Origin of the sequence: Pelagibacterium nitratireducens (assembly GCF_037044555.1) — a bacterium.
In the GTDB taxonomy this organism is placed as follows: Bacteria; Pseudomonadota; Alphaproteobacteria; order Rhizobiales; family Devosiaceae; genus Pelagibacterium; species Pelagibacterium nitratireducens.
This window is the reverse complement of the sequence record NZ_CP146275.1, coordinates 2512488-2537486: the sequence shown is the minus strand read 5'-3', so window position 1 is coordinate 2537486 and position 24999 is coordinate 2512488. Positions and strand designations below refer to the sequence as shown.

Genomic DNA, 24999 nt, shown 5'->3' with positions numbered 1-24999 from the left:
CAATAGCCTGAGACGCTTTGCGCAAAAGATCAGCTCCCGATGCTAGCTGGCGTCGTCGAAGGCTGATCGGGCCGTTCTGATGGCGGCGTGGCTGCGGTCGGCCCATTGGACGAGAACGGTCAGCGGCTCGAGTATGGTCTCGCCGAGCGAGGTCAGCCTGTATTCGACATTGGGCGGTTTGGTGGGAAACACTTTTCGCAAGATCAGGCCATCGCGCTCGAGATCGCGCAGGGTCTGGGTGAGCATGCGCTTGGAAATGTCGGGAATGGCGCGCTGGACGGCACTGAAGCGGTGCGGGCCCTGGGCAAGGGTACCAAGGATTAGCGTCGACCACTTGTCGCCAATGCGGTCGAGCACATCCCGTCACCGCCAGTCCAGGCTTCGTTCGACAAAGTGACATCTAGTATATTAGATACTTGATGCCGGGTTGCTTTGAGACTATCGTTAGCTCGCAATATGCGCCTCAAGGCGATCACGGCCCAACGCAGGCCATGTCTCAAAGGGAACGACGGAATGAAACGCAGGAATTTTGGTATAGGGCTTTCAGTGCTCATCACGGCATTGAGTGCCAACCTTGCGCCCGCTATGGCGCAGAGCGATTATCCAGACCGCTCTATCGACTGGATCATTATGTGGTCCGCTGGAGGTGGCGCCGATACGGCCACCCGGATTTTCGCGCGCTACTATGCAGAAGAGCTGGGGCAGGACATCACGGTTCAAAATGTGACGGGAGCCGCCGGCTCAGTGGGATATATGACGGCACGCGATGCCGAGCCCGATGGCTATACGCTCACGACGGCCCTGAGTGATCTGCCCAAATACAAGCCGCTCGGCACGCCAGGCATCGATGTCGATGACTTCGACATTATCGGGAGTTTTGCTGTTGAAGCTCCCGTGCTTGTGGCGCCGACCGCCAGTGATATCGAGACGCTTGAAGATTTCGTGACGGCCTCGCAGGAAAATCCCGGCGAACTGGCAATCGGCGTCACCAATCTTGGTGGAATTCATCACCAGCCACTGATTCTGCTCGGCGATGCGTTGGACCTCGATTTCCGCGTTGTCGCCCATGATGGCACTCCGCAGGTCAACGCGGCTCTTCTCGGCGGCCATATCGATATGATTTCCAGCTTTGCTCAACAATCGCTGGGCAATGTTCAGTCAGGCGACATGCGCTACATCGCCTATTTTGGTGCAGAGCGGATGGAAGCCCTGCCGGATGTGCCCACAGTCAGCGAGCTTGGCTACGACATCATCTGGGAGCATTCGTATGGTGTGGCCACGCCAAAAGGGGCGTCCGACGAGGTCAAGCAGACGCTGCAGACCGCCCTTGAGGCAGTGAGGGAAAATCCCGACTTCGCAGCCGATCTTGAAGCTGCAGGCCTCTCGCTACACGTGCGTGGACCCGAAGAGTACCGTGCCGAGCTGCTCGACACTCAAGTGCAAATGCAGCGGGTCGTCGAGATCATGCAGCAGTAAGCATTTCGGCGGCCGCGCCCTTCAGCCGGCCGCCGTCGACACGTGTTCGGCGCAGAGGTGATTTTGTGTTTTCGGTGCTTCTCGTATGTCTGACGTCAATGGCTATGGCGGGCCTGTTTTTCTGGGGCAGTTTCGGGCTCAATACCTTGATGGCCGACCCTGGCGGCCCCGCCATCGTACCGCGGGTGGTCGCGGTGATTATCGCGGTTGCCGCAACCTTTGAACTTCTGAGAACCTGGCGATTGCGGCACTTGTCCGAGCCGATTGCGCAAACCTTCAAGGGGTTTGCCTCAGAAGCGCGATCCGGCCTGCGGGCCGACGGCTCCCAGCACGCCAGGGTCGCCGCGGCAATGACGCTGTGCCTGCTATACCCTCTCGGCATTCACCTCATCGGGTTTTATCTCGCGTCGGCCCTGCTGGTCGGGCTGATCGGGCTGGTCTGCTCTGTCAGTTGGTACGGCATAGTAGCCATGGCAGTGCTTTTGCCCGCGCTCCTTGAAGTGCTTTTCGGGGCTCTCCTGAACGCGCGCATTCCCACCGGCATTTTGTTCAACGTCTCGATCGAACGGCTTTTCTAGAGCCCGATACGTGATTTTTTAAGGCTGCCCCTATGGATACGGTTCTTTCCGCACTTACGATCCTGGTCCAGCCGTTCAACCTCATGCTGTTGGTCGTGTCCGTCATGGCAGGGATCATCGTGGGCGCAATACCGGGACTGACGCCCGCCATCGCCATCGGAATCCTCATTCCGTTCACCTTCGCATTCGATTCCAGCCAGGCCTTCATATTGCTGCTCGGCATCTATGTCGGCTCGATGTATGGGGGGTCTGTTCCCGCGATATTGATGAACCTTCCTGGAACGCCCTCGGCCGCCGTCACAACTCTGGACGGCTATCCCATGACGCAAAAGGGTGAAGCTGGAAAGGCGCTCGGCATTTCCATACTGTCGGGGACCATCGGCGGGATCATCTCATGCGTGCTGCTGATCTTTCTTGCTCCACCCCTGGCGCGTGTGGCGTTGCAGTTTGGTGGGCCAGAGTATTTTTCTCTCTGCATCTTCGCCATCGTGGTGGTTTTTGTCTTTTCCTCACCTTCGCTTGCCTTGGGCATCATTGCCGCCTGCCTGGGTATTTTGCTGTCCACCGTGGGTGTCGACCCGATTACCCCGTTCCCGCGCTTTACGTTTGGCATGTCCGAACTCGCCATTGGTCTGCCGCTCGTACCGGCCACCGTGGGACTGTTCTGCGTCGCTGAGGCGTTTCGCATGCTCGAGCGTCCCAACGAGTCGATAAGCACTGAAACGCGCTTTACCGGGATGATGAAGACCATCGCAGGTTTGCCCAAGCTGATACCAACCATCACCCGCTCAAGTCTCGTGGGCGTGGGTGTGGGAATTCTGCCCGGCACCGGTGCGACTGTTGCATCCTATCTGGCCTACAACGTTCAGCGCCTGTTCTCACGCCACAAGGAACAGTTCGGCAAGGGCTCCGAAGAAGGCGTTGCTGCGTCTGAATCGGCCAACAACGCATCGACAGGCGGCACGATGATCCCATTGCTTTCCTTGGGCATCCCCGGCGACATCAACACGCTTTTGCTCATTGGTGCGATGTTCGTGCACGGTCTGGTGCCGGGGCCCGCATTGTTCCGGGACGAAGCTGAGCTGGTTCATGTCATTTTTGGAACCATGGTTCTGGCCAATGTCCTGATCTTGATCCTTGGCTTTGCCTTTACCGGCTGGGTCTCAAAAATTGCCGCCGTGCCGAAAAGATACCTCGCGACCGCGATCATTCTGATCTCGATAGCTGGCCCTGCCATGGCGTATGGGCATGTCTATTATTTCTGGCTCACGGTCGCTTTCGGCATCATCGGCTATGTCTGCCAGCGCGCGAACGTTCCGGTTCTGGCTGTCGCCATGGGCATGATATTAGGCCCCATCCTCGAGTCCAATTTTCGGTCGGCGCTCATGTTGCCCGGTGCCGATTTCAGCATGTTCTTTTTGCGACCGCTTTCGGGAGCGTTTCTGTGCATCACGATCGTGGTGCTCGGATATGCCGTCTGGCGTGAAATCAAAACCTATCGCGAAAAGCGCAGTCGGATCATTCAGTCCGCGTAACGCCTTAGTGCCACGCCCATGCCATGACTTTGGGGCGGCCCGATCGACTTAAAGGAGAATAATATCGATGCCGACAGTAGCAGAATGGTTCCTGAGGAGCCTGATCGACCACGGGTGTGATGCCATATTCCTCAATCCCGGCACCGACACTCCGCCACTACAGGAGGCGTGGGCCAAGCTCAAGAGCGAGGGGGCCAAAGTGCCCGAACTCGTTCTGTGCCCCCACGAAATCGTGGCCGTGACCGCCGCCCAGGGCTATTATCTCGCCACCGGTCGCGCCCAGGTTGCCTTCGTCCATGTCGATGTGGGAACGGCCAATGCAGCCGGCGGGCTCAACGACGCTCGCGCTTCGCGCATCCCGGTCTTGTTGTGCGCAGGCATGAGCCCTGTTTCTCTCGATAGCCGCGTTCCTGGATCACGCGCGAAGTTCATCAACTGGATGCAAGACGTGCCCAATCAGGGCGCACTGGTTGAGAACTATGTCAAATGGCAAAATGTCGTCACGCACGCATCCGCTGTCGGGCCAGCGGTCGACCGCGCCTTTCAGATGGCCCGGAGCGAGCCCGAGGGGCCGGTCTACCTCGCCTTCCCCCGCGAAGTTCTCATGGAAGAAGTGCCCGACCAACTCGTGCTGGGGCCCGGACGGGCCAAGCCCGCAATGCTGCAGGGACTGGACGAAGATACGGCTGAAGATTTGACCAGGCGTCTTGTGGCCGCCAAAGCACCGCTGCTGGTCACAGGATATGGCGGGCGCACCGCAGAACACAGGCACGCGATTGTGGAGCTCGCCGAGACGCTGCAAATCCCGATAACCGAATATCGCGGACGCTTCAGCGCGCCGCTGGAGCACGAGCTCCATCTTGGCTTTAACCCCGAACGGTGGGTCGGAGACGCCGATCTGATCCTTGTGGTCGATCATGACGTTCCGTTTGTGCCTGCGGACCGCCCGCTCAGAGATGATGTTCAATTGATCCACCTCGGAGCGGACCCGATCCAGGAAGATCTGCTTGTCTGGGGGTTCCCAGCAGACGAAGTGATTAAATGCAACGTTTTGTCAGCCCTGCGGGCATTAGGACGATCGGCCAAAAAGGCGGTTGACGCCATATCGTCGGAAGAGCGTGACCGCCTGTCTGCACGCGGCGATCAGGCAAGACGTCATCATGACCATCTGATGTCCGAACTCGACGCTCAGGAGGCCACTCCCGGCGCGAATGCAATTACCCCGTTCATGGTCGGGAGAACGCTTTCAAAGCTCTGTCCTGACGCCCAGCTTTACGAAGAAGCGGTGACCTCGGGAAACCCTCTGGCTCTCGGCTTTCGTCCTTCAGAGGTGGGCACCTACATGCGGAACGGTGGTTCGTTCCTGGGTTGGGGTCTAGGCGCCTCGCTGGGCGCCAAGCTCGCTGACCCTGAAAAGACAGTCGTTTGTGTTGTAGGCGATGGTTCTTTTATTTTCGGGGTGCCGACTGCGGCGCTGTGGATGGCAAAGACTCATAAAATTGCCGTGCTCATCATCGTCGTCAACAATGCATGCTACAACTCGGTACGCCTTGCCACGCGTGATAGCTACCCTGAAGGAATTCAGGCGACACAGGGCTATGTTGGTGTCGATCTCTCCGATCCACCCGCATTTGAAGCCATTGCAGAAGCTTGCGGCGCCTGGGGGCGTCGGGTCACAAGCATCGACGCTCTCGATTCGACATTGGCAGAAGCGCTTGAGGTGGTCGAAGGGGGAACGTCTGCCGTAGTCAATATCGAGATCGTGGCGTCCGAGAAGCCGCTGTAGAATTAAGATGTTGGGTCGGGGCATCTCGCAGTGCCCCGACCATCAGGGCGCGGGACGCTATTCGGATCAATCGCGGAATGGCGATTGCAATTGAGCTATCGGCAATGCCGCCTCACTATGGCACCATGCTCGTTTAGCAGATAAGAGAGCGAAGTTTTTCCGTCGCCATCATAGCCGGTTCATCATGATAGTCTTGTCCGAATCCGAACGCCGCATTGTAGATCAGCATCTGAGCAGAAAGGATGTTGTGCTCAAACTGCTGCGCGGCGCAATAATAGACGGCCGACTGGCGCCAGGCCTCAAGCTCGATCAGAATGAAATTGCTGCAAACTTCAACGTCAGCAGGATGCCGGTCCGCGAAGCGCTCAAGCAGCTCGAGGCCGAGGGATTGGTCGTTGTCTATCCCTATCGTGGGGTTGAGGTGGCCCGTCTTGATGTTTCCGAGGTAAGCGAACTGTTCGCTATTCGCGGCGCGCTTGAAAGACTTGCAGTGGCGCAGGCCATCGATGCCCTCCGTCCCGAAAGCTTTGCTCAACTCCGGTCTGTTCTGGAACAGATGGACCACATGGTCACCAATCCCCAGGAAACCGATGATTGGTCAGCGCTCAATCGCACGTTTCATGACACGATCAACGCTGCAAGCGGCTGGCCGCGCCTTCTCGAAACCATTGGCGTCTATCGGGACAAACTCGATCGCTATGTTCGCCTTTATTTCTCGATAGGGGGGCGTGAGCAGTCTCAAAAGGAGCACTGGGCGCTTCTTGGTGCGCTCGAAGCCCGGAACAGGCCGGAAGCCGAACGGCTCATCGAGCTTCATTCCAATTCGACGGCTGGCCTTTTGGTCATGTCCATCGAAACCGCCAACCAGGCAAAGTCCAAGTCCTGAAGCCCATTGGAGGAGCCGGAACGTCCGGCCCGTTCCTTCATAGACCGAGCAGCCGCTGGGCGTTGCCCCCCAGGATCTGGTCTTTCTGTCCGCCGCTTAGGCTTGCGAGCCTTTCGACGGGCTGGCGGGGTTCTTCAACACCCATGTCAAAGCAGTAATCGCTCCCGAGCATGACTCTGTCGGCGCCGACCTGATCGATGAGGAAATCAAGAGCGCTCGCGTCATGGGTCACCGTGTCGTAGTAAAAGCGCGATGCATAATCACGAGGATCGCGTTCGAGGTGTTTGCATTCCGGTCGGACCGACCATCCGTGGGAAATGCGCCCGAGCAGGAACGGCAACGCTCCACCGCCGTGCGGCAATGCGATCTCGAGATTGGGAAATTTGTCCAGAACACCGGAAAAAATCAGGTGAGCAGCCGCAATGGCTGTATCGAACGGATTTCCAAGAAGGTTCGCCAGAAAATATTCGCTTAGCCGATCGGTCATGCCCACGACCTTCAGCGGATGAAGGAAGATCGGCAGACCCAGCGCTTCGAGCCGCTCGTAAACCGGCCAGAACATCGGGTCCGACAAATTGGTGTCGTTCACAGCAGTGCCGAGATAGACGCCCTTGATACCGGGAAGTTTTGAGACGCGTTCTGCTTCGGCGATCGCGCGCGCAGGATGCTGCATTGGCAGCGTGGCAAATCCGAAAAGCCGCTCCGGCGCCTTAACATTGGCCTCCGCCAATGAATCGTTGAATGCCACACATAGCCGATCGGCGACCTGCTCATCGGCCCAATACACCATGGGTTGGGTGAGAGAGAGGATCTGTTTGTGCACACCGGTCGCGTCCATATCGGCAATACGCAGATCCAGATCTATGAATTTAGGGGCAATCGGCCCGGTAAAGAGCGGCCCCACCTTGAGCGCCTGCACACCGCCGATATCCACAAAGCGCGCACCGGCCCCATCGCCGTAGTGGGCGACGGCGTCAAGATAGGCCTGGGAATAGAAATGGGCGTGAATATCGATGACGCCGGAGGATGCGCAGTGTGCGCAGCTGCAAAGGGACTGATCTGCGTTGGACATGAATTCTCTGTGTACTTTCGGGCGAGGAGGACGTCATCGCTTCCAATTGACTTGATACAATATCTGATATATTAGATTGAACGTCATGGCAAGTCGATGATTTTGAGGAGCTTTTATGAGTCATTCCATTGGCCAATCCGTCCGTGCCCGGACGCCTTACCTGCCAATCATTGATCGTCCCAGGCTCAAATTACCCGGTGATGCGCGCGTTGCAGTCTGGACAATTGTCAATGTCGAGAATTGGAGTGCAGAGCGGGCCATGCCACGCGCCGTGCTGCCGCCCCCTATGGGGCAATCCCTTCTTCCCGACGTCCCCAATTGGTCCTGGCATGAATATGGTATGCGGGTCGGTTTCTGGCGGTTCCTCGATGCCCTGGAATCGCGGGGGCTGAAAGCGAGCTTTGCGGTGAACGGCTCAGCGATCGAGACCTATGCACGCGCCTGTACCGCCGCCCATGAGGCGGGGTGGGACTTTATGGGTCATGGCTTTCTCCAGGGCCCCATGCACAAGGTCGAGGATCAAAAAAAGGCCATTGAGGACACAATCGCTGCCATCAAGACGATGACCGGCAAGGCGCCGCGCGGTTGGGAAAGTCCTGGCCTTACCGAAACCGATGAAACACTCGACCTCCTGGCCGAGGCCGGCATCGAATATGTGTGCGACTGGGTGATGGACGACCTTCCGGTGACCCTGGCCACCCGCGCAGGGTCGATCACCTCGATCCCCTATACTGTGGAGATCAACGATGTCGTGATGTCGGCGGTCCAGCAGCAACCATCCGATGAAATATACCGCCGCGGAAAAGATCAGTTCGATCGCCTCTATCAGGAAGGTCACGATATTCCCCGCGTCATGGCAATCTCGATTCATCCCTACCTCACAGGTGCTCCGCACCGGATCGGGTATCTCGAAAAGCTCTATGACTACATTCTGGGTCATGACGGTGTGCTGATGTGCACCGGTTCGGAGATTCTCGACTGGTACACCGACGCCACCAAAAACAAGGCATAAGGCTCGCAACATGACGATGGCAATGCAGGCTTCCGACACCGACGCACCGCAGTGGCCGATGATAATCGGCGGAAAAAAGGTCGAGGCCCAGTCCGGCAAAAGGTTCGACATCATCAACCCCGCGACAGGCCTGGCTTACTGCTCGGTCCCTGAAGGCGACGCCGCCGATATCGATATCGCGGTCGACGCTGCGAAAAAAGGATTTGATATCTGGTCCAAAATGTCCGCACTCCAGCGCGCCAGCATCTTGATGAAGGCCGCTGATATCCTTCAGGAGCGACTGGCTGATTTTGTCGACGCCGAAGTACTTCAGACGGGCAGGCCAATTCGCGAGATGCGGGCGCAACTGGCCAGAACGCCCGAATGGTATTCCTATTTCGCCTCGGTTGCGCGCACCTATGAAAGCAAGGTCCACCCCTTTGGCGGCGACCACGTCAACTATGGCCGCCGATTGGCCTTGGGCGTCGTGGGCCTTGTGACGCCCTGGAACCATCCTTTGCTCATCCTGACCAAAAAACTGGCTCCGGCGCTGGCCGCAGGCAACGCTGTCGTCGTCAAGCCTTCCGAAGTTGCACCCATCACTCCGCTGATGCTGGCCGATGTGTTTTCAGAGGCTGGGCTCCCAGAGGGCGTCTATAACGTGGTGACCGGCTTTGGAGCGGGGGCAGGGGCCGCGCTGACGGCTCATCGCGACATCGCAAAAATCGATCTGACCGGGGGCACCGAAACCGGTCGCAAGGTTGCAGCATTGGCCGGGGAGCGGCTGATCCCGTTTTCGGGCGAGCTGGGTGGAAAAGCCTCGGTCATCGTCTTTGACGACGTCTCAGTCGATCGCGCTGCTGCGGCGACATTGTTTGCTTCATTTGTCGCGGCTGGACAGACATGCGTTCAAGGGGCCCGGCTGCTCGTGCATGAAAGCATCCATGACGCCGTCCTCGAAAAGCTGATTGCCCGCGCGAACGCACTTGTGGTCGGCGCGCCGGATGACGAAAGCACACAAATGGGACCTGTGGTCTCCGATCGTCAGTTGGCAACCGTCGAAAAATACGTGGCAATCGGTAAAGACGAGGGCGCGCGTCTCGTCGCAGGCGGCGAGCGGCTGTCCGGCGAGGGCAGGGATGGCGGCTATTTCTACGCACCCACCATATTTGCGGATGTTAGCAACGATATGCGGATTGCCCAGGAAGAAATCTTCGGGCCCGTCGTCTGCGTCATGAAATTTTCCACCGAGGCGGAAGCCGTCGCTCTGGCAAATGGCACAGATTTCGGCCTCGCCGCCAGCGTCTGGTCAAGCAATATCGCCCGCGCCAAACGTGTCGCCGAAGACATCGAGGCGGGCATTGTCTGGATCAACGATCATCATCGCATTGATCCATCCTCTCCCTGGGGTGGCTTTAAGGACAGTGGCATTGGCAAGGAAAACGGCATCGTATGCTACGAGGGCTATACCCGAATGCAATCGATCGTCCTCAATACATCCGAAGAACCGTTCGATTGGTTTGCCGAAGACGGCAAGCAAAAGCGGTATAGCTGATGACCCGGCCGGTATTGCTCATTGCCCTCGGCGGCACCATTTCGATGCAGGGTGGTGGCGGTTCGGGCATCACACCAAAACTGTCGGGCGACGATCTCGTTGCCGCAGTGCCGGGCCTCGATCAGGTATGTGATATCAGCGCCGTCTCGCCGTTCCGCATACCGGGCGCTTCGCTGAACATCACCCATATCGCCGAGGTTGCCCGCCTTATCAACGCGGCAGAACAAGACTATGCGGGCTTTGTCGTCGTCCAGGGTACCGATACGATCGAAGAGACTGCTTTCTTGCTCGATTGCCTGGTCTCGAGTTCGCGGCCCGTCGTTGTGACCGGTGCCATGCGGGGAGCCGATGCCGCAGGCGCTGATGGGCCGGCCAACATCCTGAGCGCTGCAACATATGCAGCATCTGAAGTCGGGAGGGGATTGGGCGCGGTCGTCATTTTCTCGGACGAAATCCACAGCGCGCGGCTCGCCCGCAAGGCCGATACCGGTCTGACGTCGGCCTTTACATCAGCGCCGTACGGGCCGATTGGCCGTGTGAGTGAGGGCAAAGTTCTGCTTGCCCTCAAGCCGGCCCATGGGCCTCTCTCTTTGCCTTTTCCCACGTCCGCCATTCCTGAAGTGGCCATTGTCAGTATCGGCTTTGGCGACAGCGGAAGAAGTCTGGGAGGGTTGGACCAAAACGGCATTTCCGCCGTCGTGATCCAGGGTCTGGGCGCCGGTCATGTCCCCGAAATGCTGTCTGAGCGGATCAGCGAACTGGCGGGCGCGATGCCGGTTGTCCTGGCAACGCGTGTCGTCAATGGCCCCGTGTTTGAAAACACCTACGGCTTTAAGGGCTCCGAGATTGATCTCATCGGCAAGGGGGTCATCCCCAGTCGGAGCCTCGGCGCAGTGAAAGCGCGCCTGATGCTGCAAGTATTGATCGCTGGTGGCGCTGATCATGACCATGTGCGCGCTCTGTTTTCCCAAATGTGATCGATCACGGCCAAGCCATCAAAATAAATGAAGTTTCTTTAAATTCAACAAGGTTGAATTTAAAGAAACAAACCAGTAGGCTCGGACGCGGTGGACATATGAAACGCGAAAAAGTCTGAGGAAACCCATGGAAGAAAAGCTCATCAACCAGGTCAGTGACCGCAAGGAAGGTCACTACAAACCTTACGGTTGGCATCACTGGCCGGACTATCCCTGGATGTCCTATCAGTTCCGTCGCGCACTGGGAGAAACCCAGGAAGGTGGCGGCGCCATTTCGGAAGTATTTCAGGTGGGCGAGCGCATCGATCCCTCCGATTCCGAGAGCTGGTGTCGCGAATGGAGAGCGATTGGTGACCGCAACCGCCTTCGGGGCGACCAGGAAGAGGCCGCCGGTCACATCGTGACCGCGCGCAATTGCTGGCTTCGGGCCGTCGATTATTATCGAGAAGCCGAGTTCTGGCTCGAGGGCAATGACCCGCGCCGCCTGGAAATTTTCGACCAGCTTGAATACTGCTCGAAAAAATGGGGAAGCTATTTCAATCCGCCGATGGAATCGGTCGAAGTTCCCTATCTCGATGGCAAGACGCTCTACGCTTATTTCCTGCGCTCACCCAATTCCACCGAGGAGCGTCAGCCGGTTCTCATGTGCTTTGGCGGCCTTGACTCGTTTAAGGACGAGATGTGGTTCATGGTCGCTCATGGCGCCATACAGCGCGGCATGTCGGTGCTCATGGTGGATGGCCCGGGTCAGGGCGGCACCATACGACGTCACAAGCTGACCAATCGTCATGACTATGAAGTCCCGGTCGGCAAATGCATCGACTATCTCGAAACCCGTGATGACGTCGATGCGTCCCGTATCGCTATGAGTGGTTCGAGCCTTGGTGGGTACTACGCCGCACGCGCCGCCTCCTTCGAGCACCGTTTGGCCGCCGCGGTATCCCATGGCGCCATCTGGTCGGTAAACGATCTTTGGGGCGATGCTGATGACAGCCATGGCCTGGCGGGCCACATCACCTGGGTCTTCGGTGCCGACAACATGGCTGAGGCGCTCAAGAAGGGTGAGGCCTTCAAGCTCGAAGGGGTGATCGACAAGATTGCCTGTCCTTACCTCATCGTACATGGCGGCTATGACGTCCTCGGCGTCGATCAGGCACAAAAGGTCTACGACTATGCCAAAGCCAACGGCGTGGATGTGACGCTGCGGTTGGTGGGTGAGGAAGAGACAGGTGCCGAACACTGCCAGCACGACAATCCCACCTTGGGCCAGGAACTGGTCAATGACTGGCTCGCCGAAAAGCTGGGCATCGATCAGAGCAAGCTCAAGCCTGCGTGATCAAGAATTAATTCGAAAGAACCTCGGTCAACGGGGCAGTTGAGTAAACAGTCCAGTGCCTCGGGCTTCAAGCCCGGGGCCCCAATCAAAGTGAAGGAAACAAGATATGAAAACGTCCCTGATGGTGCGTGCGCTATGCGGCGTTTCGATTGCCGCCAGTCTGGCCGGAGCCGCCCTGCCGGCTGCTGCGCAAGATTTCACCCTCAAGATTGCCCACGTGGTGCCGCAGGGTGACCCCCGCGATACCGCCGCTCGTCACGTTGCCGACGCCATGAACGGCTCGGAAACATGCTCGGTTGAAGCCAATGTCTACCCGGCGGGCCAGCTGGGGCAGACGACTGACCTGATTGAAGGCATGCAGATCGGCTCGATCGAAGCGGTCGTGCTTCCCGCCTCGTTCCTCGTTGGCTTTCAGCCACTCATGGGCTTGTTTGATTTCCCCTATTTCTGGCCCACCGATCTCGACCAGCTCGTTGCGCTGCACAATTCAGACGCTCTTCGCGGGTTGCTCGACTCCACCAATGAGCAAGGCGTGTATTCGATGGCTGTCTGGCACACCGGATACAAGCAATGGACTGCAAATTCGGCCCTGGTCGAGCCTGCCGATTACGCAGGGCTGCGGGCGCGCGTGATGCCTTCTGCGGTGCTGATCGAGCAGCAGGAAGCGCTCGGCCTGACACCTGTCGACATGCCTTTTGCGGAAACCTATTCGGCACTGCAGTCGGGCGCCATTGACGCTCAGGAAAACCCCGTGCCGACAACCTACTCGATGCGCTTCCAGGAAGTTCAATCACACCTGATGATGACCAACCATGGCAATCTCGATCAGATTTTCATGGTCTCGTCAGCCTGGTGGGATGGATTGACGCCGGAATGTCAGGATGAGTTGAGCACTGCTGTCAGCGAAGGGCAGCAGGTGGTCATCGACGAAACGCTGCGGATTGAAGACGAGGCAATGACGGCCTTCGCAGATCAGGGCGTGGAAATCATCGAGCTGACCGACGCGCAGCTTGAAGCCCTCAAAGAAGCTACGCTTCCGCCCGTCCGTGAGCTCTTCCTGTCGCAGAATGGAGACAACGGTCAGCAGGTTCTCGAATCGGTTGAAGCTGCCATCGCCTCTGGCGAATAGTAAAGGCACAAGGTGGCGGCTCGTCCCGCCACCTTCCCTTTCTGCCAATGTCGGAGACCCCTGATGCGCTGGCTCGAATTTCCACTGAGACTGACCGACAAGCTTACGGCCTGGATGCTCGGGCTTATGCTCGTCGCCATAACACTGATCCTCTTCGTCAATGCCATGGCCCGCTATTTTGCTGGCATTGCGATCGTTGGCGGCGAGGAACTCGCGCGGTGTCTCATGGTCTGGATGACGTTTCTTGGGTCGTATCTGCTCGTCAGAACGCAAGCCCACATCGCCATCGATGTGCTCGCAATCATGCTGAAACCAGCGACCCGGAAAATCCTCGTCATGGTGATCTGCTGTCTGGGCATCCTCATTACAGCGTATTTTTTCGTGCTCGGCTATGAGCTTACCGTTCGAATTTTCTCGTCCGGTCAACGCATGAGCAGCGTGCCGCTCGCGCGCGGCTGGTTTTATCTCTCAATTCCGGTGGGCATGGGGCTGATGTGCGTCGCCTTCCTGCAGACATTGCTTGCCACGATCACTGGCCTCGCCCAACCCAAGGTTTCCGATTTCTCGCTCCCCGAAGTCGAAGCGGCAGCGGTTAAAGCTGCTCCTGAAGGAAAGTTGTAATGGCGTCGAGCGTCCTGATTCTGAGCGCCATCGCATTGCTGTTGGCCTCAGCACCCATTTTTCTTGCGCTGCTTGCAGGCACCGTGGTCGGCTTCGAGTTTTTTGGTCCAGCGATGCCACCCGTGGTTCTGGCGCAGCGGCTCGTAGAAGGCGTGAACGTTTTTTCCATTCTCGCCGTCCCGCTTTTTGTCTACGCCGCCGACATCATCTCGCGCGGTGAAATCGGCGAACGTCTTGTCCGGCTCATGGAAAGTCTTGTGGGCCATATTACCGGCGGCCTTGCCATTGCCACCGTGCTCACCTGTGCAATGTTTGGTGCCATCTCGGGCATCGGCGCTGCGGCGGTGGTGTCTATTGGACCGATCGTCTATCCCTCCCTGCTGCGCCATGGGTATAGCCGCAGCTTTTCCGTCGGCCTTATTTTGACGGCATCCACGCTTTCGATGCTGATCCCGCCCAGCGTGGCGATGATCCTTTATTCGGTGCAGGTTTCCGTATCCGTTTCACAGGTGTTTCTCGCGGGCCTGGGCACGGGCCTCATTTTTGTTATCGGCCTGTCGGCTTATTGCGTGATCTATGCTGTGCGCCACAAGCTCGGGCGGCAGGAACGCATGCCCTTCCGTCAGCAATTGCGGGCGCTCCAGCGCGGCTTGATCCCGATGGGGCTGCCGATCCTGATCTTCGGCGGCATATATGGTGGCATTTTTACACCAACAGAAGCCGCCGCTGCCGCATGCGTGTATGCCGCAATTGTGGAAACGCTGGTTTTCCGGCGACTGAAGCTTAGGGAGCTCTTCCGACTGAGCCAGGGATCATCCATCACGATTGCTACCCTGCTTATCCTGATCGCCGCAGGGTCGACAATGACATGGTTCATGACACTGGAACGTGTTCCCGCGATGCTTGCCGCCATGATGAGCGAGGTGCCGGGCGTCGTCGTCCTCGCCGCGATCAATGTCCTGGTTCTGATTATCGGGATGTTCATTGATCCCAATTCGGCAGTGATTGTCATCAGCCCGCTGATTGCACCCGCCGCAATGGCTGTAGGCGTCGATTCAGTTCATCTGGGCGCCATCATCGTTTTCAACCTGGCCATCGGCATGATCACACCTCCCTTTGGCCTCAACATCTTCATCGGCATGAGCACGTTCAAAATCAGCTATGCCGAGATCATGCGAGCGGTGCTGCCGTTTATCGGCGTCGCAATCGTCTCGCTGTTGGCAATCACCTATTTTCCTCAATTGATCATGTGGCTGCCCGAACTGGCCCGCTGACTTGAACCAGACTGGAGTTTTGAGCATGAATTTTGGCGTCGACGAAATTCGCCCTGCTGTTGTGGCCATTGACTTGCACCGTGGCCATCTGGACCCCGAAGTTGCCACCATGCCGCTCGCGACCGAGCGGTGCGGTCCCATCATCGAGGCAAACAGGATCTTTTTCGACAACGCACGGGCGGCCAATATTCCGGTCATCCATTTGCTGACCATGTATCGTTCGGTCGAAGAAATCCGCACCAATCCGTTCTGGCGGACCCGCGCCGAAGATCCAACGGCGACGCGTAAGAACGTGCTCAAGCACAATCTGGCCGGCCTGCCGGGTGTCCAGGTCATGCCCGAGCTCCTCGACGATCGCGACTGGGTCATCGACTCCAAGCGCCGCTATGATTGCTTTATCGGCTCCGAACTGGAATTTTGTCTGACACGCAATGGGATAAACACGCTTCTGATCACCGGCGTGAACACCAATAGCTGCGTGCTGGCGACCGCCGTTTCCGCATGCGTGCGAGATTTTGCGGCGATCGCTATTGAGGACTGCGTGGATACCATGGACGGTGAAAGCTTGCATGAAGCAGCCCTCAGCTGTATCCGGACAGCTTTCGGATGGACCATGTCTGCCGATCAGGCACTTGCAAACATCCGGTAATTCTGCGGAACAATTTCGCGTTCAGATCAGGTAAGGGAATGGCCAGATGACACGCCAAAGGCGCCCCGCATTGGGTTCGGCACCTGTTACCCTTTCCAGAGCCAAGTCCGATGTTTCGAATGAACCGGAAGCAGAACTGGCCATCACCGACAAGACCCGCATTGGCGCGAAAATCCGGCACGCGAGACTGCTGCGAGAGCTGAGCCTAAAGGAACTCGCGCTTAAGGTCGGATGCTCGGTCAGCACGCTGTCGAAAATCGAAGGTGAGAAGGCAAATCCCTCCCTGACCATGTTGCACAAGATCGGCGCCGCTTTGGGCAGCAATCTGGCTGAGCTGTTTTCGGGGGACGAAGAGTTCGGCGTCATAACCAAAGCAAATGATCGCCCTGTCATTGAAACCGATCAGGTCCGGCGCGGAACCGGTATCCTGCTCGAACGCCTCGTGCCTTATTCGTCGGGGTATTTGCTGCAAGGCAATGTCCACATTATCGAACCCGGTGGCGGCAGCGAAGATGGCTTGAAGCACGAGGGCGAGGAACTCGGCTACATTATCGAGGGCCAACTTGAACTCACAGTCGGCGGTCAGTCTTACATCGCGGAGGCTGGAGACTCGTTTTTCTTCCGGTCCAACCTACCGCATTCATATCGGAACCCCGGCGAAAGTGTTACGCGGGTTGTCTGGGTGAACACGCCGCCAACCTTCTGATCGACCGCACGCGCCACTTACTCCCTGGGCGCCGCCTGGCAAGCCGCCCTTCTCTATGAGCACGCGGCCACCGAGTTGTAAGACGTGCTGCCAATAGGCCAATGGCATGCATTGCCTGACGCGATCGGAGAGCTCCTAAGATTCCCGCCGGCGCAGCGCAACCTTGTGCCGCCTTTGCCAAAGCCGCATCTCTGGCTCGAAAGGGCGCCTCCCACTCGAATTGCAAGAATGGGGCGCCGGACGACCGGAATGAGGGCGCGAAGCTGTCCCCTGAGCTTATACGTTTTCTATTCCTGTGAAGTGTTCCGGCGGAAAGCGCGCAACTCGGACAGTGCGATGTCACGCCGTTTGCCGAGGTGTGGGGCCAAGTCATTAAGATGAATGCCCTTGGCGCACTTCTGAGTCCTTTCAATTCGCACCAGGGGGATGCCAATCTCACTTGATTCAGGCTTACGAGCGGAATGAGGGTTTTGCCGTTGTACTGAGCCATAAGCAGAAAGGCTGTGTCTAGCGACATTGAGGTGGTAACACTTTGAAAAATCGGGTGGAGAAAGGCATATATATCACCGAAGCCTGCAATGTCAGTCGGTCCAATCTCGGTGTGATTTAGGAAATATCTTTACGTGATTGAAAAACATCGAAAATTCTCCATTGCACCGATGATGGACTGGACGGATCGTCACTGCCGGTATCTTCACCGGCAGTTGACCTCCCGCGCGCTGTTGTTCACGGAAATGGTGACCAGCGCGGCTCTGGTGCATGGGGATGCTGAACGGTTGCTTGGGTATAATGACAGCGAACACCCGGTTGCGGTTCAGCTTGGTGGGTCCGATCCGATTGAGCTGGCCCAGGCCGTCAGGATTTGCGACCGGTTCGGGTATGACGAAATCAACCTCAATGTCGGCTGTCCGTCCGACCGGGTGCAATCGGGACAATTTGGCGCCTGTCTAATGGGCGTTCCTGGGTTGGTGGCCCAGTGTCTGGTGGCCATGGCGGATGTGACCGATACCCCGATTACGGTAAAATGCCGCATCGGAATTGACGATCAGGACATCGAGGCAGACCTCGACCGTTTTGCCGATGCCGTGCTTCCGACGGGCATTGAGGCGCTTTACGTCCATGCCCGCAAAGCTTGGCTCAAGGGACTTTCGCCCAAAGAGAACAGGGATATACCGCCCCTCAATTATGATCGCGTGTATCGACTGAAACAGCGCTTGGGCGATTTTCCGGTCATGATAAATGGCGGCATCAAGTCGCTCGATGAGTGCGAAACTCACCTTCGGCACACCGACGGCGTGATGCTCGGCCGCGCCGCATATCATGATCCAATGATTTTGGGCGTCACCGACGCAAAAATATTCGGCGAGAAGCGAGCTCCAGCGACGCTCGACGATATCGAGACGGCCATGACTGCTTATGCGGAAATCGATCTGGGCAAAGGCACACGCCTCAACCAGATCACCCGCCACATGCTCGGGCTGGCCAATGGTCTTCCCGGCGCCCGTCGTTTCCGGCAGATTCTGAGTGTCGAGGCTTGCAAGCCTGGGGCAGGGCCAGAAGTGATTGCTGCGGCATTCGCCCAGATTGATCGGTCCGCCGGCGTTCGCGTCGCGTGAGCCCGATCACGCCGGCTTGCGCGCCACAACGAACAACGCCCGGTCCTTGCCAGGCTTCCAGCGATGGGCGATTTCAAAACCGGGCAGCCTGATCCTGGCGATGACCTCTTCGGTGCTCATGACCTTGAGGATCGGAAGCAGGCCCGTCGCACGGCCGATTGGGGCCAACATCTTGAAATATCCCATATTGTCGCCTAGGCACGCCGTGCTGGAGACGAAATATCCCCCCGGCGCCAGCATGCGGTAAACCTTGGCGATAACCGCATCGGGGTCTTTGAGCAGATGCAGAATACTAAGGCCGAGTACCATGTCATAGGGCCGGTCGGGGATAGCCAGAGTGGTGATATCGGCACGCTCGAAAGTGATGTTCTCGACACCCGCTTCGTTGGCACGCTGCCGGGCCTTTTCGAGCATGCGCTCGGAAAAATCGATCGCCCGTATGTGGGCCACGAAGGGTGCATGCCGTATAGCGGTGCCACCCGTGCCACAGCCGAATTCGAGCAGTTCCATATCGGGGCGCAAATAGTCTTGAGTGACCCGAAGCTTGGTTTCGTAGTCCTCTACATGGGTGATCGGCAGACGCGCGTATTTGTCTGCGGTCCTGTCCCAGAACCTGCTTGTCGCAGCCATGGTGCCCCTCGAGCCGGTTTGACGTTGAACAGATTACTTCAGTCATGCTCATAGAGAAATTGCCCAATTTTGCACGAGTGTTATACATTCCTGCATGAGCGCAACGCTATCGGGCCTTGACTGGAATCAGATGCGGGCCTTCCTCGCAACCATCGAGGCGGGATCGCTGTCGGCTGCGGCCCGGGATCTGGGGCTGACACAGCCCACCCTGAGCCGGCAGATAGCCGCTCTTGAAGCCGATCTGGGATTGCTTTTGTTCGAGCGGGTGGGGCGACGGCTCACACTGAGCGAAGCGGGGCGACACTTGGCAGAGCATGCGCGGGCCATGGGCGCTGCGGCCGATCGGTTGGCGATAACGGCGTCCTCGCAATCCCAGGTTCTGGAAGGGCGTGTGCGGATCACCGCGGTCGACATCCTGGCCGCCCATGTTCTGCCGCCCATTCTGCAGAAACTCTATTCGATCGCACCGGGAATCGAGGTTGAAATCATTGCCTCCAATTCGGTCGACGACCTGATGCGCCGCGAGGCCGACATTGCAATTCGGCACGTTCAGCCCGACCATGACGATCTCATCGCGCGCCGATGCCGCGACACTGAACTTGCGCTCTATGCTGCGACATCGTTTATCGAAAAATTTGGACGCCCGGCCCAAGCCGGCGACCTCGCGGAAGCGCCGTTTATCGGTTATGCGCCCGACGATTCGGTCGATCAGGAGCTTAACAAGCGCGGCATACCGGTTACCCGCGGCAATTTTCGCTGGCTATGCGTCAGCTCACTCGTGGGATTGGAGTTGATCCGGCGCGGATTGGGGGTCGGGCTGACATTTAAAGACGCTGCCGACCAGTTCTCCGATCTTGAGCGCGTTCTTCCCGACATGGAGCCTTTGCGGGCACCGGTATGGCTCACCGTGCATCGGGAATTGCGTACCAGCCCACGCATCCGCATCGTATTTGATGTACTGGCCGAAGCATTCGGGTTGGGCGCCGAAGCTAATCGTGCAACTCCAGCGAATCCTGACTGACCGTGTAACGCGACAGGGTTTCCAGGAACGTCATGCCCAAAAGTGAGGTCTCGAGCGCGTTGTCCTCGACCACAAAGGCGCGGATATTGCGCCGGACAATGTTGCCCACTTCGATCTGATCGATCCGGATCGATGCTGCGGTGCCGGTGCCGTTAGCGGTCTGAACGGGAATGGTATAGCGCAGACTTTTCGTATCGATGCCGGCAGAAACCGCATCGGCATGGGAAAGGACGACGGCGCTGGCACCGGTATCGAAGATCATGGGCACCTCGGTGCCATTGATGGTGGTATCGATGCTGAAGCTGCCGCCGAACGAGCGGGAAATATGGACGTTTCCCGTCTGCGGGTCGACGATGGCGGCACCCGGCTGCAGGGCGCCGAAAACCCGCTGACCCATCCGCTCGATATCACCGCGATAGGTATAACCGAGCACCAGAATCCCGCCGATTGCGATCCAGATGACGAACCCTGAAAGGATTTCGCCGAGCTTGTGTCGGCGTCCCACCACCGCGCTGGCAACAAGCGTTCCGATCACAACGAGCGGTATCGCACTCGCCGTCTGGGTCTGCGTCAGTCCGAAAACCGCACCAGCGTCGGCGCTGATGGCGACCGCAAGGCCGACCACGATCAGAATGGCGAAAGCAACAAAGAGCATGGACCGTCCAAATGGGTTCAACCGGCGATCATAGTCATAAAGGCTGCCAATAGGGCAATTTCAAGCAGCGCCTGCAAAGCACCGATAAGATCGCCTGTCTGGCCGCCGACCAGCCGGTCACAAAGCCGTGTCCACCCAAGGGCAACGACCGCAGCAATAACACCTGCGACCAAAAGGCCCAGAGGGGATACGAATGGAACCGCCAGTACGAGAGCAACGACGAAAGCAACAACGAGCCCTAGACCGAAAGCGTTCCGCGAAAGCCGGCCCGCCGAAGCTGAAGCACCCGCGGTGCGGGCGGGCGGCAGGGCCATCGCGACATAAAGCCCGCCAGACCGGGCGAGCAGCCCTGCGGCCAGCCATAGGGCTGCGACGGCAAGGCCGCCATGAACGGCGAGCGCCGAAAGCGCTGCAGCCTTGAGGCCGACGATAAACACAATGGTCAGCACGCCATAAGTGCCGTGGCGACTGTCTTTAAGGATTTCCAGCCGGCGCTCGGCCGTGCTGCCACCAAACAGCCCGTCGGCTGCATCGGCTGCCGCGTCCTCACTCATGGCGCCCGTCACGATGGCCGAGCAGGCGGCGGCGGCAATTGCCGCAAAAAGGGGTGAAATACCGCCCGCAACGCCGAGCAGCAGCACGCAGGCAGGGCCAAGCCCGATCAGAAGACTGGCGAGGGGCAAGATGCGTGCAATGCGATCGAGATTGGGCACGGTGTGTAAACGCGTGCCGGTCGGCAGGCGTGAAAAAAAGCGCAACGCCATGACCAGATCGGAGGTCAGATCAGCGCCATGACGAGAAGACTCGTCGTTCGAAGAGCCACCTCTGTTGTCGGCATCACTCAATTGCGTTTTTCCTCTTTTCGTCCCAAAAGGAGCACCCTCATATCATCCGAATCCGGGAGCGACCATGTCTGCCCAAGCCTTCACCGATTTCCATGATCTCCTGATGCTTGGCCCGGACGGCGACGAGGCGGCGGTCGCGGCGGTACGGGCACGCGACGCGCAATTGACCAAACCCGCCGGATCGCTCGGCGAGATGGAATTTCTGGTTGAGCATTTGGCCCGCTGGCAGGGCAAACCCGAGCCTACGTTTGAAGATCCCATGGTTGCGATTTTTGCTGCCAATCACGGAGTGACAGAGCAGGGCGTATCGACATTCCCGCGCGATGTGACAAAGCAGATGGTCAACAATTTCACCAAGGGCGGGGCGGCGATTTCGCAGATTTGCGCCCTCCATGAAATCAATCTGCGGGTGTTCGAGTTGGCGCTGGACGTGCCGACCGGGGATATCACGGTTGTGCCCGCCATGGACGAGCGCACCTGTGCTGCGACCATTGCCTACGGCATGGAAGCCATTGCGGGTGAGGTCGATCTTCTGTGCATCGGGGAAATGGGAATCGGAAACACCACCGTCGCTGCAGCAATCTATGCGGCCCTTTATGGCGGCGCGGGCGCCGACTGGGTCGGACGTGGCACCGGCGTTGACGATGCGGGCCTCAAGCGCAAGGCCGATGCCGTCGACCGGGCGCTGGCCCGCCATGCGGGGCGCCTCAATACCCCCTTTGAGATTCTCGCCAATCTGGGCGGACGAGAAATCGCCGCCATGGTTGGGGCCATCATCGCCACCCGCCATCAGAAGGTGCCATTGATCGTCGATGGTTTTGTGGCCACAGCCGCTGCTGCCATTGCCCACGCTGTCAATCCCGCTTCGATCGATCACTGCCTTTTCGGTCACGTTTCGGCCGAAGGCGGTCATGCACGGGCACTCGAAAAGATGGGCGCAAAGCCGCTGCTCGGCCTGGGTATGCGGTTGGGGGAGGGGAGCGGTGCCGCGTTGGCCGCCGTTCTGTGCAAGACGGCCCTGCATGTGCACAAGAACATGGCAACCTTTGCTGAGGCCGCCGTAGACGAAAAACTGAGCTGAGCGGAACTGCGAAATCCTCTTCGACTGGTGCTTTTTGTGCTGGTGCGTAACCCGATAAGTGATGGCCATTCTGACGGAGAAATGCCATGTACGCGCTTTATATAGCCAACAAGAATTATTCCTCCTGGTCGCTGCGGCCCTGGGTTCTGCTCAAAACGCTCGGGATCGATTTCGATGAGCGCTTCGTGCCCTTTCTCCAGGCCTCCAGCTATGAGGAATTCCGCAAATTTTCCCCGACCGGTCTCGTGCCGTGCCTCGTGGATGGTGATTTGACGGTCTGGGATTCGCTGGCGATCACCGAATATGTCGCCGAAGATTATTCCCAGGTTTGGCCGGGGGATCGGGCGGCGCGCGCGTGGGCGCGCTCGGCAGCGGCCGAGATGCATTCGGGCTTTGCCACCCTACGCAATATATGCGGGATGAATGTGGGTGTCAGGGTGCGCATGCACGAGATCAACGGTGCGCTGCAGACCAATCTCGACCGGATGGACGAACTCTGGAGCGAGGGCCTTTCACGTTTCGGCGGACCGTTTCTCGCTGGCGAGACATTTACAGCGGTCGATGCGTTCTTTTGCCCGGTCGCTTTCCGCGTCCAGACCTATGATCTCAAGCTCAGCGATACGTCGCTGGCCTATTGCGAACGACTTCTGGAGTTGCCCGCAATGAAGGAATGGTATGAAGCAGGGCTGGCCGAGACAATCCGCGATGAACCTCACGACGCCGAAATCGGCCTGGCCGGTGCTCTGATCGAGGACTTGCGGGCGGTCTAGGAAGCTTCCGAGTAGATCTCAAGCCTGTTGCGCTGCTCGACCACAGGCGCGATGCCTTCCATGACGCGGGCTCGGGGGAAGGTGGCGATCACTTCGGTGCCGAAGCGCAGCTTGGAGAACAGATCGAACCGTCCCTGATGAAGGTCCATGATCTTCTGGACGATGGGCAAACCGAGGCCGGCCCCTTGCTCGGCGGTCTTTTGCGCCAGCGATCCCTGACCGAAAGACGACAAGACGGTTTCGATTTCCTCTTCGGGAATTCCGGGGCCGTTGTCGACCACGGAGATGAATTGCCCGCCATCTGTCGACCGCCCCACGGTCAGAACGATCTTACCCGATTGTGGAGTGAACTTGATGGCGTTCGAGAGAAGGTTGAGGACCACCTGACGCACGGCGCGCTCGTCGCCCCAGATCTTAGGCAGCGAATCGCCAGCCTCGAACTGAAGATCGACATTCTTGGAACGGGCCCGGATTTCGAGCATGCGGCGGCAATCGTCGGAAATATCGGCAAGCGAGATGCCCTCTTCGTTGAGCTCGTATTTCCCCGCTTCAATCCGCGACAGGTCGAGCAATTCGTTGATGAGGGTCAAAAGATGCTGCCCGCTGGCGTGAATATCGCCGGCATACTCCTTGTATTGGGGCACTGCGTGAGCTCCCAGCAGTTCCGATTTCAGCACCTCGGAAAATCCGATGATGGCGTTGAGCGGCGTGCGCAACTCGTGGCTCATGGTGGCAAGGAAGCGCGACTTGGCAATATTGGCCTGCTCGGCATGCCGACGGGCTTCATCCGACATCGTGCGCGCTTCCTCAAGCTCGAGGATCAGAGCATCTTTTTCCCATTGATGTTCAAGATTGCCGATTTCGGACTTGTAGAGCTGGCGGGTGAGAAACAGAAAAAAGAAGAACGCCCCGATGGCAACAACCGACATCGCATAATTGAGCGTGCCGCCGCTCCAGATGAGCATGGCGGCCACACTCACGGTTCCGGGGAACGTGGTCACCAGGGTGGCGCTGGGCAGGGTGCGCGTTGCAACGGCGTTTGCAGCGACTCCGACCAGCAGCATGGCAAAGATGATGATCTGGATATCCTGCCCGCCGCCGCTGATGGTGAGGACCGGCAGCGTGGCCCAGGACAGACCGGTGATCGTTTCGGCGATGATGAAGGTCTGCGTCCAACGGCGGGGATTGAACTTGGACGAGCCTTGCTTTCGGAACCGCCGGCAGATCATGGCGATACCGAGATTGGCAACGCCGACGACGCTGGCCCAGAGCGCGGCGATGATCGGATCGATCCACAAGATTGCGGCGAGCGAGAGGATGCTCAACAGCACCAGTGTGGGAAGGAGGCTCGTTAGCCGGGCGTTGGCATATTCGGCCAGCAACTCATAATCGAAAGTGGCCCGCGTGCCTGAACTTGAGGTCAACTTCTGGCGTGCATCGAGGACGGCACGCTGAACCGTACGGCGCGATTCTCCCCGACGCGGCGCTTCGGTTGCACGGTTAGGCTGGCTGGACGCCATCGAACTCTCGTTACGCTACTCAACTACTCATCAGGTCAGCATAAACCGGACTAACCTGTACGCGAGACTCAACGCTAAGCTACGCGTGGTTAACAGGACGTTGAACTGCACCACCCAGTTAGACGCAATTTTCACCATAGTTGACCGGAGCCCCGCTGACTGGCCGGTTCGAGGGTATGAGGACGGACGGGCCGATGGCTGAGCCCCGGGGGTTGTTTGCCTTGACATGGGCAATGCCGGCACGTCAAATGTCGCGCTGAGGCGGACGATTTTCCAGAATGCTGGAAATT

At 58.3% G+C, this 24999-nt stretch carries 24 protein-coding genes and 1 pseudogene; 18 read left to right on the top strand and 7 right to left on the bottom strand.

All coding sequences use genetic code 11. The annotated features are described in order from the left end of the window. Positions 1 to 42: 42 nt before the first annotated feature. A pseudogene (locus tag V6617_RS12535) lies at positions 43 to 363 on the bottom strand (winged helix-turn-helix transcriptional regulator); the annotation flags it as partial. A 150-nt stretch (positions 364 to 513) separates the two neighbouring features. Here V6617_RS12535 and V6617_RS12530 point away from each other — a divergent pair. The 5 genes from V6617_RS12530 (at position 514) to V6617_RS12510 (ending at position 6261) form a co-directional block, all read left to right on the top strand. Then, positions 514 to 1476 carry a tripartite tricarboxylate transporter substrate binding protein gene (locus tag V6617_RS12530; protein WP_338607294.1) on the top strand — a complete coding sequence of 321 codons (963 nt, stop codon included), beginning with the start codon at positions 514 to 516 and terminating at the stop codon, positions 1474 to 1476. A 98-nt stretch (positions 1477 to 1574) separates the two neighbouring features. Beyond that, positions 1575 to 2054, top strand: a complete 480-nt coding sequence (locus tag V6617_RS12525; RefSeq protein WP_338607293.1) for a tripartite tricarboxylate transporter TctB family protein — start codon at positions 1575 to 1577, stop codon at positions 2052 to 2054. Positions 2055 to 2086: 32 nt separating this feature from the next. Beyond that, positions 2087 to 3589 carry a tripartite tricarboxylate transporter permease gene (locus V6617_RS12520; protein WP_338607292.1) on the top strand — a complete coding sequence of 501 codons (1503 nt, stop codon included), beginning with the start codon at positions 2087 to 2089 and terminating at the stop codon, positions 3587 to 3589. 67 nt (positions 3590 to 3656) lie between these two features. After that, the gene (locus V6617_RS12515; RefSeq protein ID WP_338607291.1) at positions 3657 to 5375 is read left to right on the top strand and encodes a thiamine pyrophosphate-requiring protein; all 1719 of its coding nucleotides are present in this window, start codon (positions 3657 to 3659) and stop codon (positions 5373 to 5375) included. 193 nt (positions 5376 to 5568) lie between these two features. Beyond that, the gene (locus tag V6617_RS12510; protein ID WP_338607290.1) at positions 5569 to 6261 is read left to right on the top strand and encodes a GntR family transcriptional regulator; all 693 of its coding nucleotides are present in this window, start codon (positions 5569 to 5571) and stop codon (positions 6259 to 6261) included. A 37-nt stretch (positions 6262 to 6298) separates the two neighbouring features. Here V6617_RS12510 and V6617_RS12505 read toward each other — a convergent pair whose 3' ends face one another. Further along, positions 6299 to 7333 carry an amidohydrolase family protein gene (locus V6617_RS12505; RefSeq protein ID WP_338607289.1) on the bottom strand — a complete coding sequence of 345 codons (1035 nt, stop codon included), beginning with the start codon at positions 7331 to 7333 and terminating at the stop codon, positions 6299 to 6301. Between the two features lie 259 nt (positions 7334 to 7592). Between V6617_RS12505 and V6617_RS12500 the strand changes: the two genes are divergently transcribed. From V6617_RS12500 to V6617_RS12460, 9 genes are all read left to right on the top strand, one after another. Continuing rightward, positions 7593 to 8345: a polysaccharide deacetylase family protein gene (locus V6617_RS12500; protein ID WP_338607288.1), complete on the top strand. Its 753-nt coding sequence runs from the start codon at positions 7593 to 7595 to the stop codon at positions 8343 to 8345. 22 nt (positions 8346 to 8367) lie between these two features. After that, positions 8368 to 9879 carry an aldehyde dehydrogenase gene (locus V6617_RS12495; RefSeq protein ID WP_338607287.1) on the top strand — a complete coding sequence of 504 codons (1512 nt, stop codon included), beginning with the start codon at positions 8368 to 8370 and terminating at the stop codon, positions 9877 to 9879. Beyond that, positions 9879 to 10856 carry an asparaginase gene (locus V6617_RS12490; protein ID WP_338607286.1) on the top strand — a complete coding sequence of 326 codons (978 nt, stop codon included), beginning with the start codon at positions 9879 to 9881 and terminating at the stop codon, positions 10854 to 10856. The genes V6617_RS12495 and V6617_RS12490 overlap by 1 nt, the downstream gene beginning before the upstream one ends. Before the next feature lie 127 nt (positions 10857 to 10983). Then, entirely contained in the window at positions 10984 to 12192 is a 1209-nt protein-coding gene (locus tag V6617_RS12485) for an alpha/beta hydrolase family protein (protein WP_338607285.1), read from the top strand. Positions 12193 to 12298: 106 nt separating this feature from the next. Beyond that, positions 12299 to 13321, top strand: a complete 1023-nt coding sequence (locus tag V6617_RS12480; RefSeq protein ID WP_338607284.1) for a TRAP transporter substrate-binding protein — start codon at positions 12299 to 12301, stop codon at positions 13319 to 13321. Between the two features lie 63 nt (positions 13322 to 13384). Next, positions 13385 to 13942 (top strand): TRAP transporter small permease, encoded by a 558-nt coding sequence (locus V6617_RS12475; RefSeq protein ID WP_338607283.1) that lies wholly within the window; start codon positions 13385 to 13387, stop codon positions 13940 to 13942. After that, a complete protein-coding gene (locus V6617_RS12470; protein WP_338607282.1) occupies positions 13942 to 15216 on the top strand; it encodes a TRAP transporter large permease in 1275 nt (424 codons plus the stop codon). The genes V6617_RS12475 and V6617_RS12470 overlap by 1 nt, the downstream gene beginning before the upstream one ends. 25 nt (positions 15217 to 15241) lie before the next feature. Continuing rightward, a complete protein-coding gene (locus tag V6617_RS12465; RefSeq protein WP_338607281.1) occupies positions 15242 to 15865 on the top strand; it encodes a cysteine hydrolase in 624 nt (207 codons plus the stop codon). Positions 15866 to 15911: 46 nt separating this feature from the next. Continuing rightward, complete coding sequence (locus V6617_RS12460; protein WP_338607280.1) at positions 15912 to 16571, top strand: XRE family transcriptional regulator; 660 nt, start codon at positions 15912 to 15914, stop codon at positions 16569 to 16571. A gap of 287 nt (positions 16572 to 16858) precedes the next feature. On the opposite strand, the gene V6617_RS12455 is transcribed toward V6617_RS12460, so the two are convergent. Further along, entirely contained in the window at positions 16859 to 16990 is a 132-nt protein-coding gene (locus V6617_RS12455; RefSeq protein ID WP_338607279.1) for a hypothetical protein, read from the bottom strand. A 240-nt stretch (positions 16991 to 17230) separates the two neighbouring features. Here V6617_RS12455 and dusA point away from each other — a divergent pair, with 240 nt between their 5' ends. After that, complete coding sequence (dusA, locus tag V6617_RS12450; protein WP_338610715.1) at positions 17231 to 18187, top strand: tRNA dihydrouridine(20/20a) synthase DusA; 957 nt, start codon at positions 17231 to 17233, stop codon at positions 18185 to 18187. A gap of 6 nt (positions 18188 to 18193) precedes the next feature. Here the strand turns inward: dusA and V6617_RS12445 are convergent, their stop codons facing one another. Next, positions 18194 to 18817, bottom strand: a complete 624-nt coding sequence (locus V6617_RS12445) for a class I SAM-dependent methyltransferase (RefSeq protein WP_338607278.1) — start codon at positions 18815 to 18817, stop codon at positions 18194 to 18196. Positions 18818 to 18911: 94 nt separating this feature from the next. Between V6617_RS12445 and V6617_RS12440 the strand changes: the two genes are divergently transcribed. Next, positions 18912 to 19838 carry a LysR family transcriptional regulator gene (locus V6617_RS12440; RefSeq protein ID WP_338607277.1) on the top strand — a complete coding sequence of 309 codons (927 nt, stop codon included), beginning with the start codon at positions 18912 to 18914 and terminating at the stop codon, positions 19836 to 19838. On the opposite strand, the gene V6617_RS12435 is transcribed toward V6617_RS12440, so the two are convergent. Together V6617_RS12435 and V6617_RS12430 are read right to left on the bottom strand one after the other, a co-directional pair. Next, entirely contained in the window at positions 19807 to 20493 is a 687-nt protein-coding gene (locus V6617_RS12435) for a retropepsin-like aspartic protease family protein (protein WP_338607276.1), read from the bottom strand. The two genes, V6617_RS12440 and V6617_RS12435, sit on opposite strands and share 32 nt — an antisense overlap. A gap of 17 nt (positions 20494 to 20510) precedes the next feature. Further along, positions 20511 to 21338: an adenosylcobinamide-GDP ribazoletransferase gene (locus V6617_RS12430; protein WP_338607275.1), complete on the bottom strand. Its 828-nt coding sequence runs from the start codon at positions 21336 to 21338 to the stop codon at positions 20511 to 20513. 64 nt (positions 21339 to 21402) lie between these two features. Here V6617_RS12430 and cobT point away from each other — a divergent pair, with 64 nt between their 5' ends. Next, positions 21403 to 22419: a nicotinate-nucleotide--dimethylbenzimidazole phosphoribosyltransferase gene (gene cobT, locus V6617_RS12425; protein ID WP_338607274.1), complete on the top strand. Its 1017-nt coding sequence runs from the start codon at positions 21403 to 21405 to the stop codon at positions 22417 to 22419. A gap of 86 nt (positions 22420 to 22505) precedes the next feature. Next, positions 22506 to 23189, top strand: coding sequence for a glutathione S-transferase family protein (locus V6617_RS12420; protein WP_338607273.1), 684 nt, complete (start codon positions 22506 to 22508; stop codon positions 23187 to 23189). Here V6617_RS12420 and V6617_RS12415 read toward each other — a convergent pair. Continuing rightward, positions 23186 to 24709, bottom strand: coding sequence for a HAMP domain-containing sensor histidine kinase (locus tag V6617_RS12415; protein ID WP_338607272.1), 1524 nt, complete (start codon positions 24707 to 24709; stop codon positions 23186 to 23188). The two genes, V6617_RS12420 and V6617_RS12415, sit on opposite strands and share 4 nt — an antisense overlap. Between the last annotated feature and the right edge of the window lie 290 nt (positions 24710 to 24999).

Bases quoted from the DNA above. Each gene is read 5' to 3' on its own strand.
- V6617_RS12530 (WP_338607294.1), top strand. From the start codon at position 514: ATGAAACGCAGGAATTTTGGTATAGGGCTTTCAGTGCTCATCACGGCA.
- V6617_RS12525 (WP_338607293.1), top strand. From the start codon at position 1,575: ATGGCTATGGCGGGCCTGTTTTTCTGGGGCAGTTTCGGGCTCAATACC.
- V6617_RS12520 (WP_338607292.1), top strand. From the start codon at position 2,087: ATGGATACGGTTCTTTCCGCACTTACGATCCTGGTCCAGCCGTTCAAC.
- V6617_RS12515 (WP_338607291.1), top strand. From the start codon at position 3,657: ATGCCGACAGTAGCAGAATGGTTCCTGAGGAGCCTGATCGACCACGGG.
- V6617_RS12505 (WP_338607289.1), bottom strand. From the start codon at position 7,333: ATGTCCAACGCAGATCAGTCCCTTTGCAGCTGCGCACACTGCGCATCC.
- V6617_RS12500 (WP_338607288.1), top strand. From the start codon at position 7,593: ATGCCACGCGCCGTGCTGCCGCCCCCTATGGGGCAATCCCTTCTTCCC.
- V6617_RS12495 (WP_338607287.1), top strand. From the start codon at position 8,368: ATGCAGGCTTCCGACACCGACGCACCGCAGTGGCCGATGATAATCGGC.
- V6617_RS12490 (WP_338607286.1), top strand. From the start codon at position 9,879: ATGACCCGGCCGGTATTGCTCATTGCCCTCGGCGGCACCATTTCGATG.
- V6617_RS12485 (WP_338607285.1), top strand. From the start codon at position 10,984: ATGGAAGAAAAGCTCATCAACCAGGTCAGTGACCGCAAGGAAGGTCAC.
- V6617_RS12480 (WP_338607284.1), top strand. From the start codon at position 12,299: ATGAAAACGTCCCTGATGGTGCGTGCGCTATGCGGCGTTTCGATTGCC.
- V6617_RS12475 (WP_338607283.1), top strand. From the start codon at position 13,385: ATGCGCTGGCTCGAATTTCCACTGAGACTGACCGACAAGCTTACGGCC.
- V6617_RS12470 (WP_338607282.1), top strand. From the start codon at position 13,942: ATGGCGTCGAGCGTCCTGATTCTGAGCGCCATCGCATTGCTGTTGGCC.
- V6617_RS12465 (WP_338607281.1), top strand. From the start codon at position 15,242: ATGAATTTTGGCGTCGACGAAATTCGCCCTGCTGTTGTGGCCATTGAC.
- V6617_RS12460 (WP_338607280.1), top strand. From the start codon at position 15,912: ATGACACGCCAAAGGCGCCCCGCATTGGGTTCGGCACCTGTTACCCTT.
- dusA (WP_338610715.1), top strand. From the start codon at position 17,231: ATGATGGACTGGACGGATCGTCACTGCCGGTATCTTCACCGGCAGTTG.
- V6617_RS12445 (WP_338607278.1), bottom strand. From the start codon at position 18,817: ATGGCTGCGACAAGCAGGTTCTGGGACAGGACCGCAGACAAATACGCG.
- V6617_RS12440 (WP_338607277.1), top strand. From the start codon at position 18,912: ATGAGCGCAACGCTATCGGGCCTTGACTGGAATCAGATGCGGGCCTTC.
- V6617_RS12435 (WP_338607276.1), bottom strand. From the start codon at position 20,493: ATGCTCTTTGTTGCTTTCGCCATTCTGATCGTGGTCGGCCTTGCGGTC.
- cobT (WP_338607274.1), top strand. From the start codon at position 21,403: ATGTCTGCCCAAGCCTTCACCGATTTCCATGATCTCCTGATGCTTGGC.
- V6617_RS12420 (WP_338607273.1), top strand. From the start codon at position 22,506: ATGTACGCGCTTTATATAGCCAACAAGAATTATTCCTCCTGGTCGCTG.
- V6617_RS12415 (WP_338607272.1), bottom strand. From the start codon at position 24,709: ATGGCGTCCAGCCAGCCTAACCGTGCAACCGAAGCGCCGCGTCGGGGA.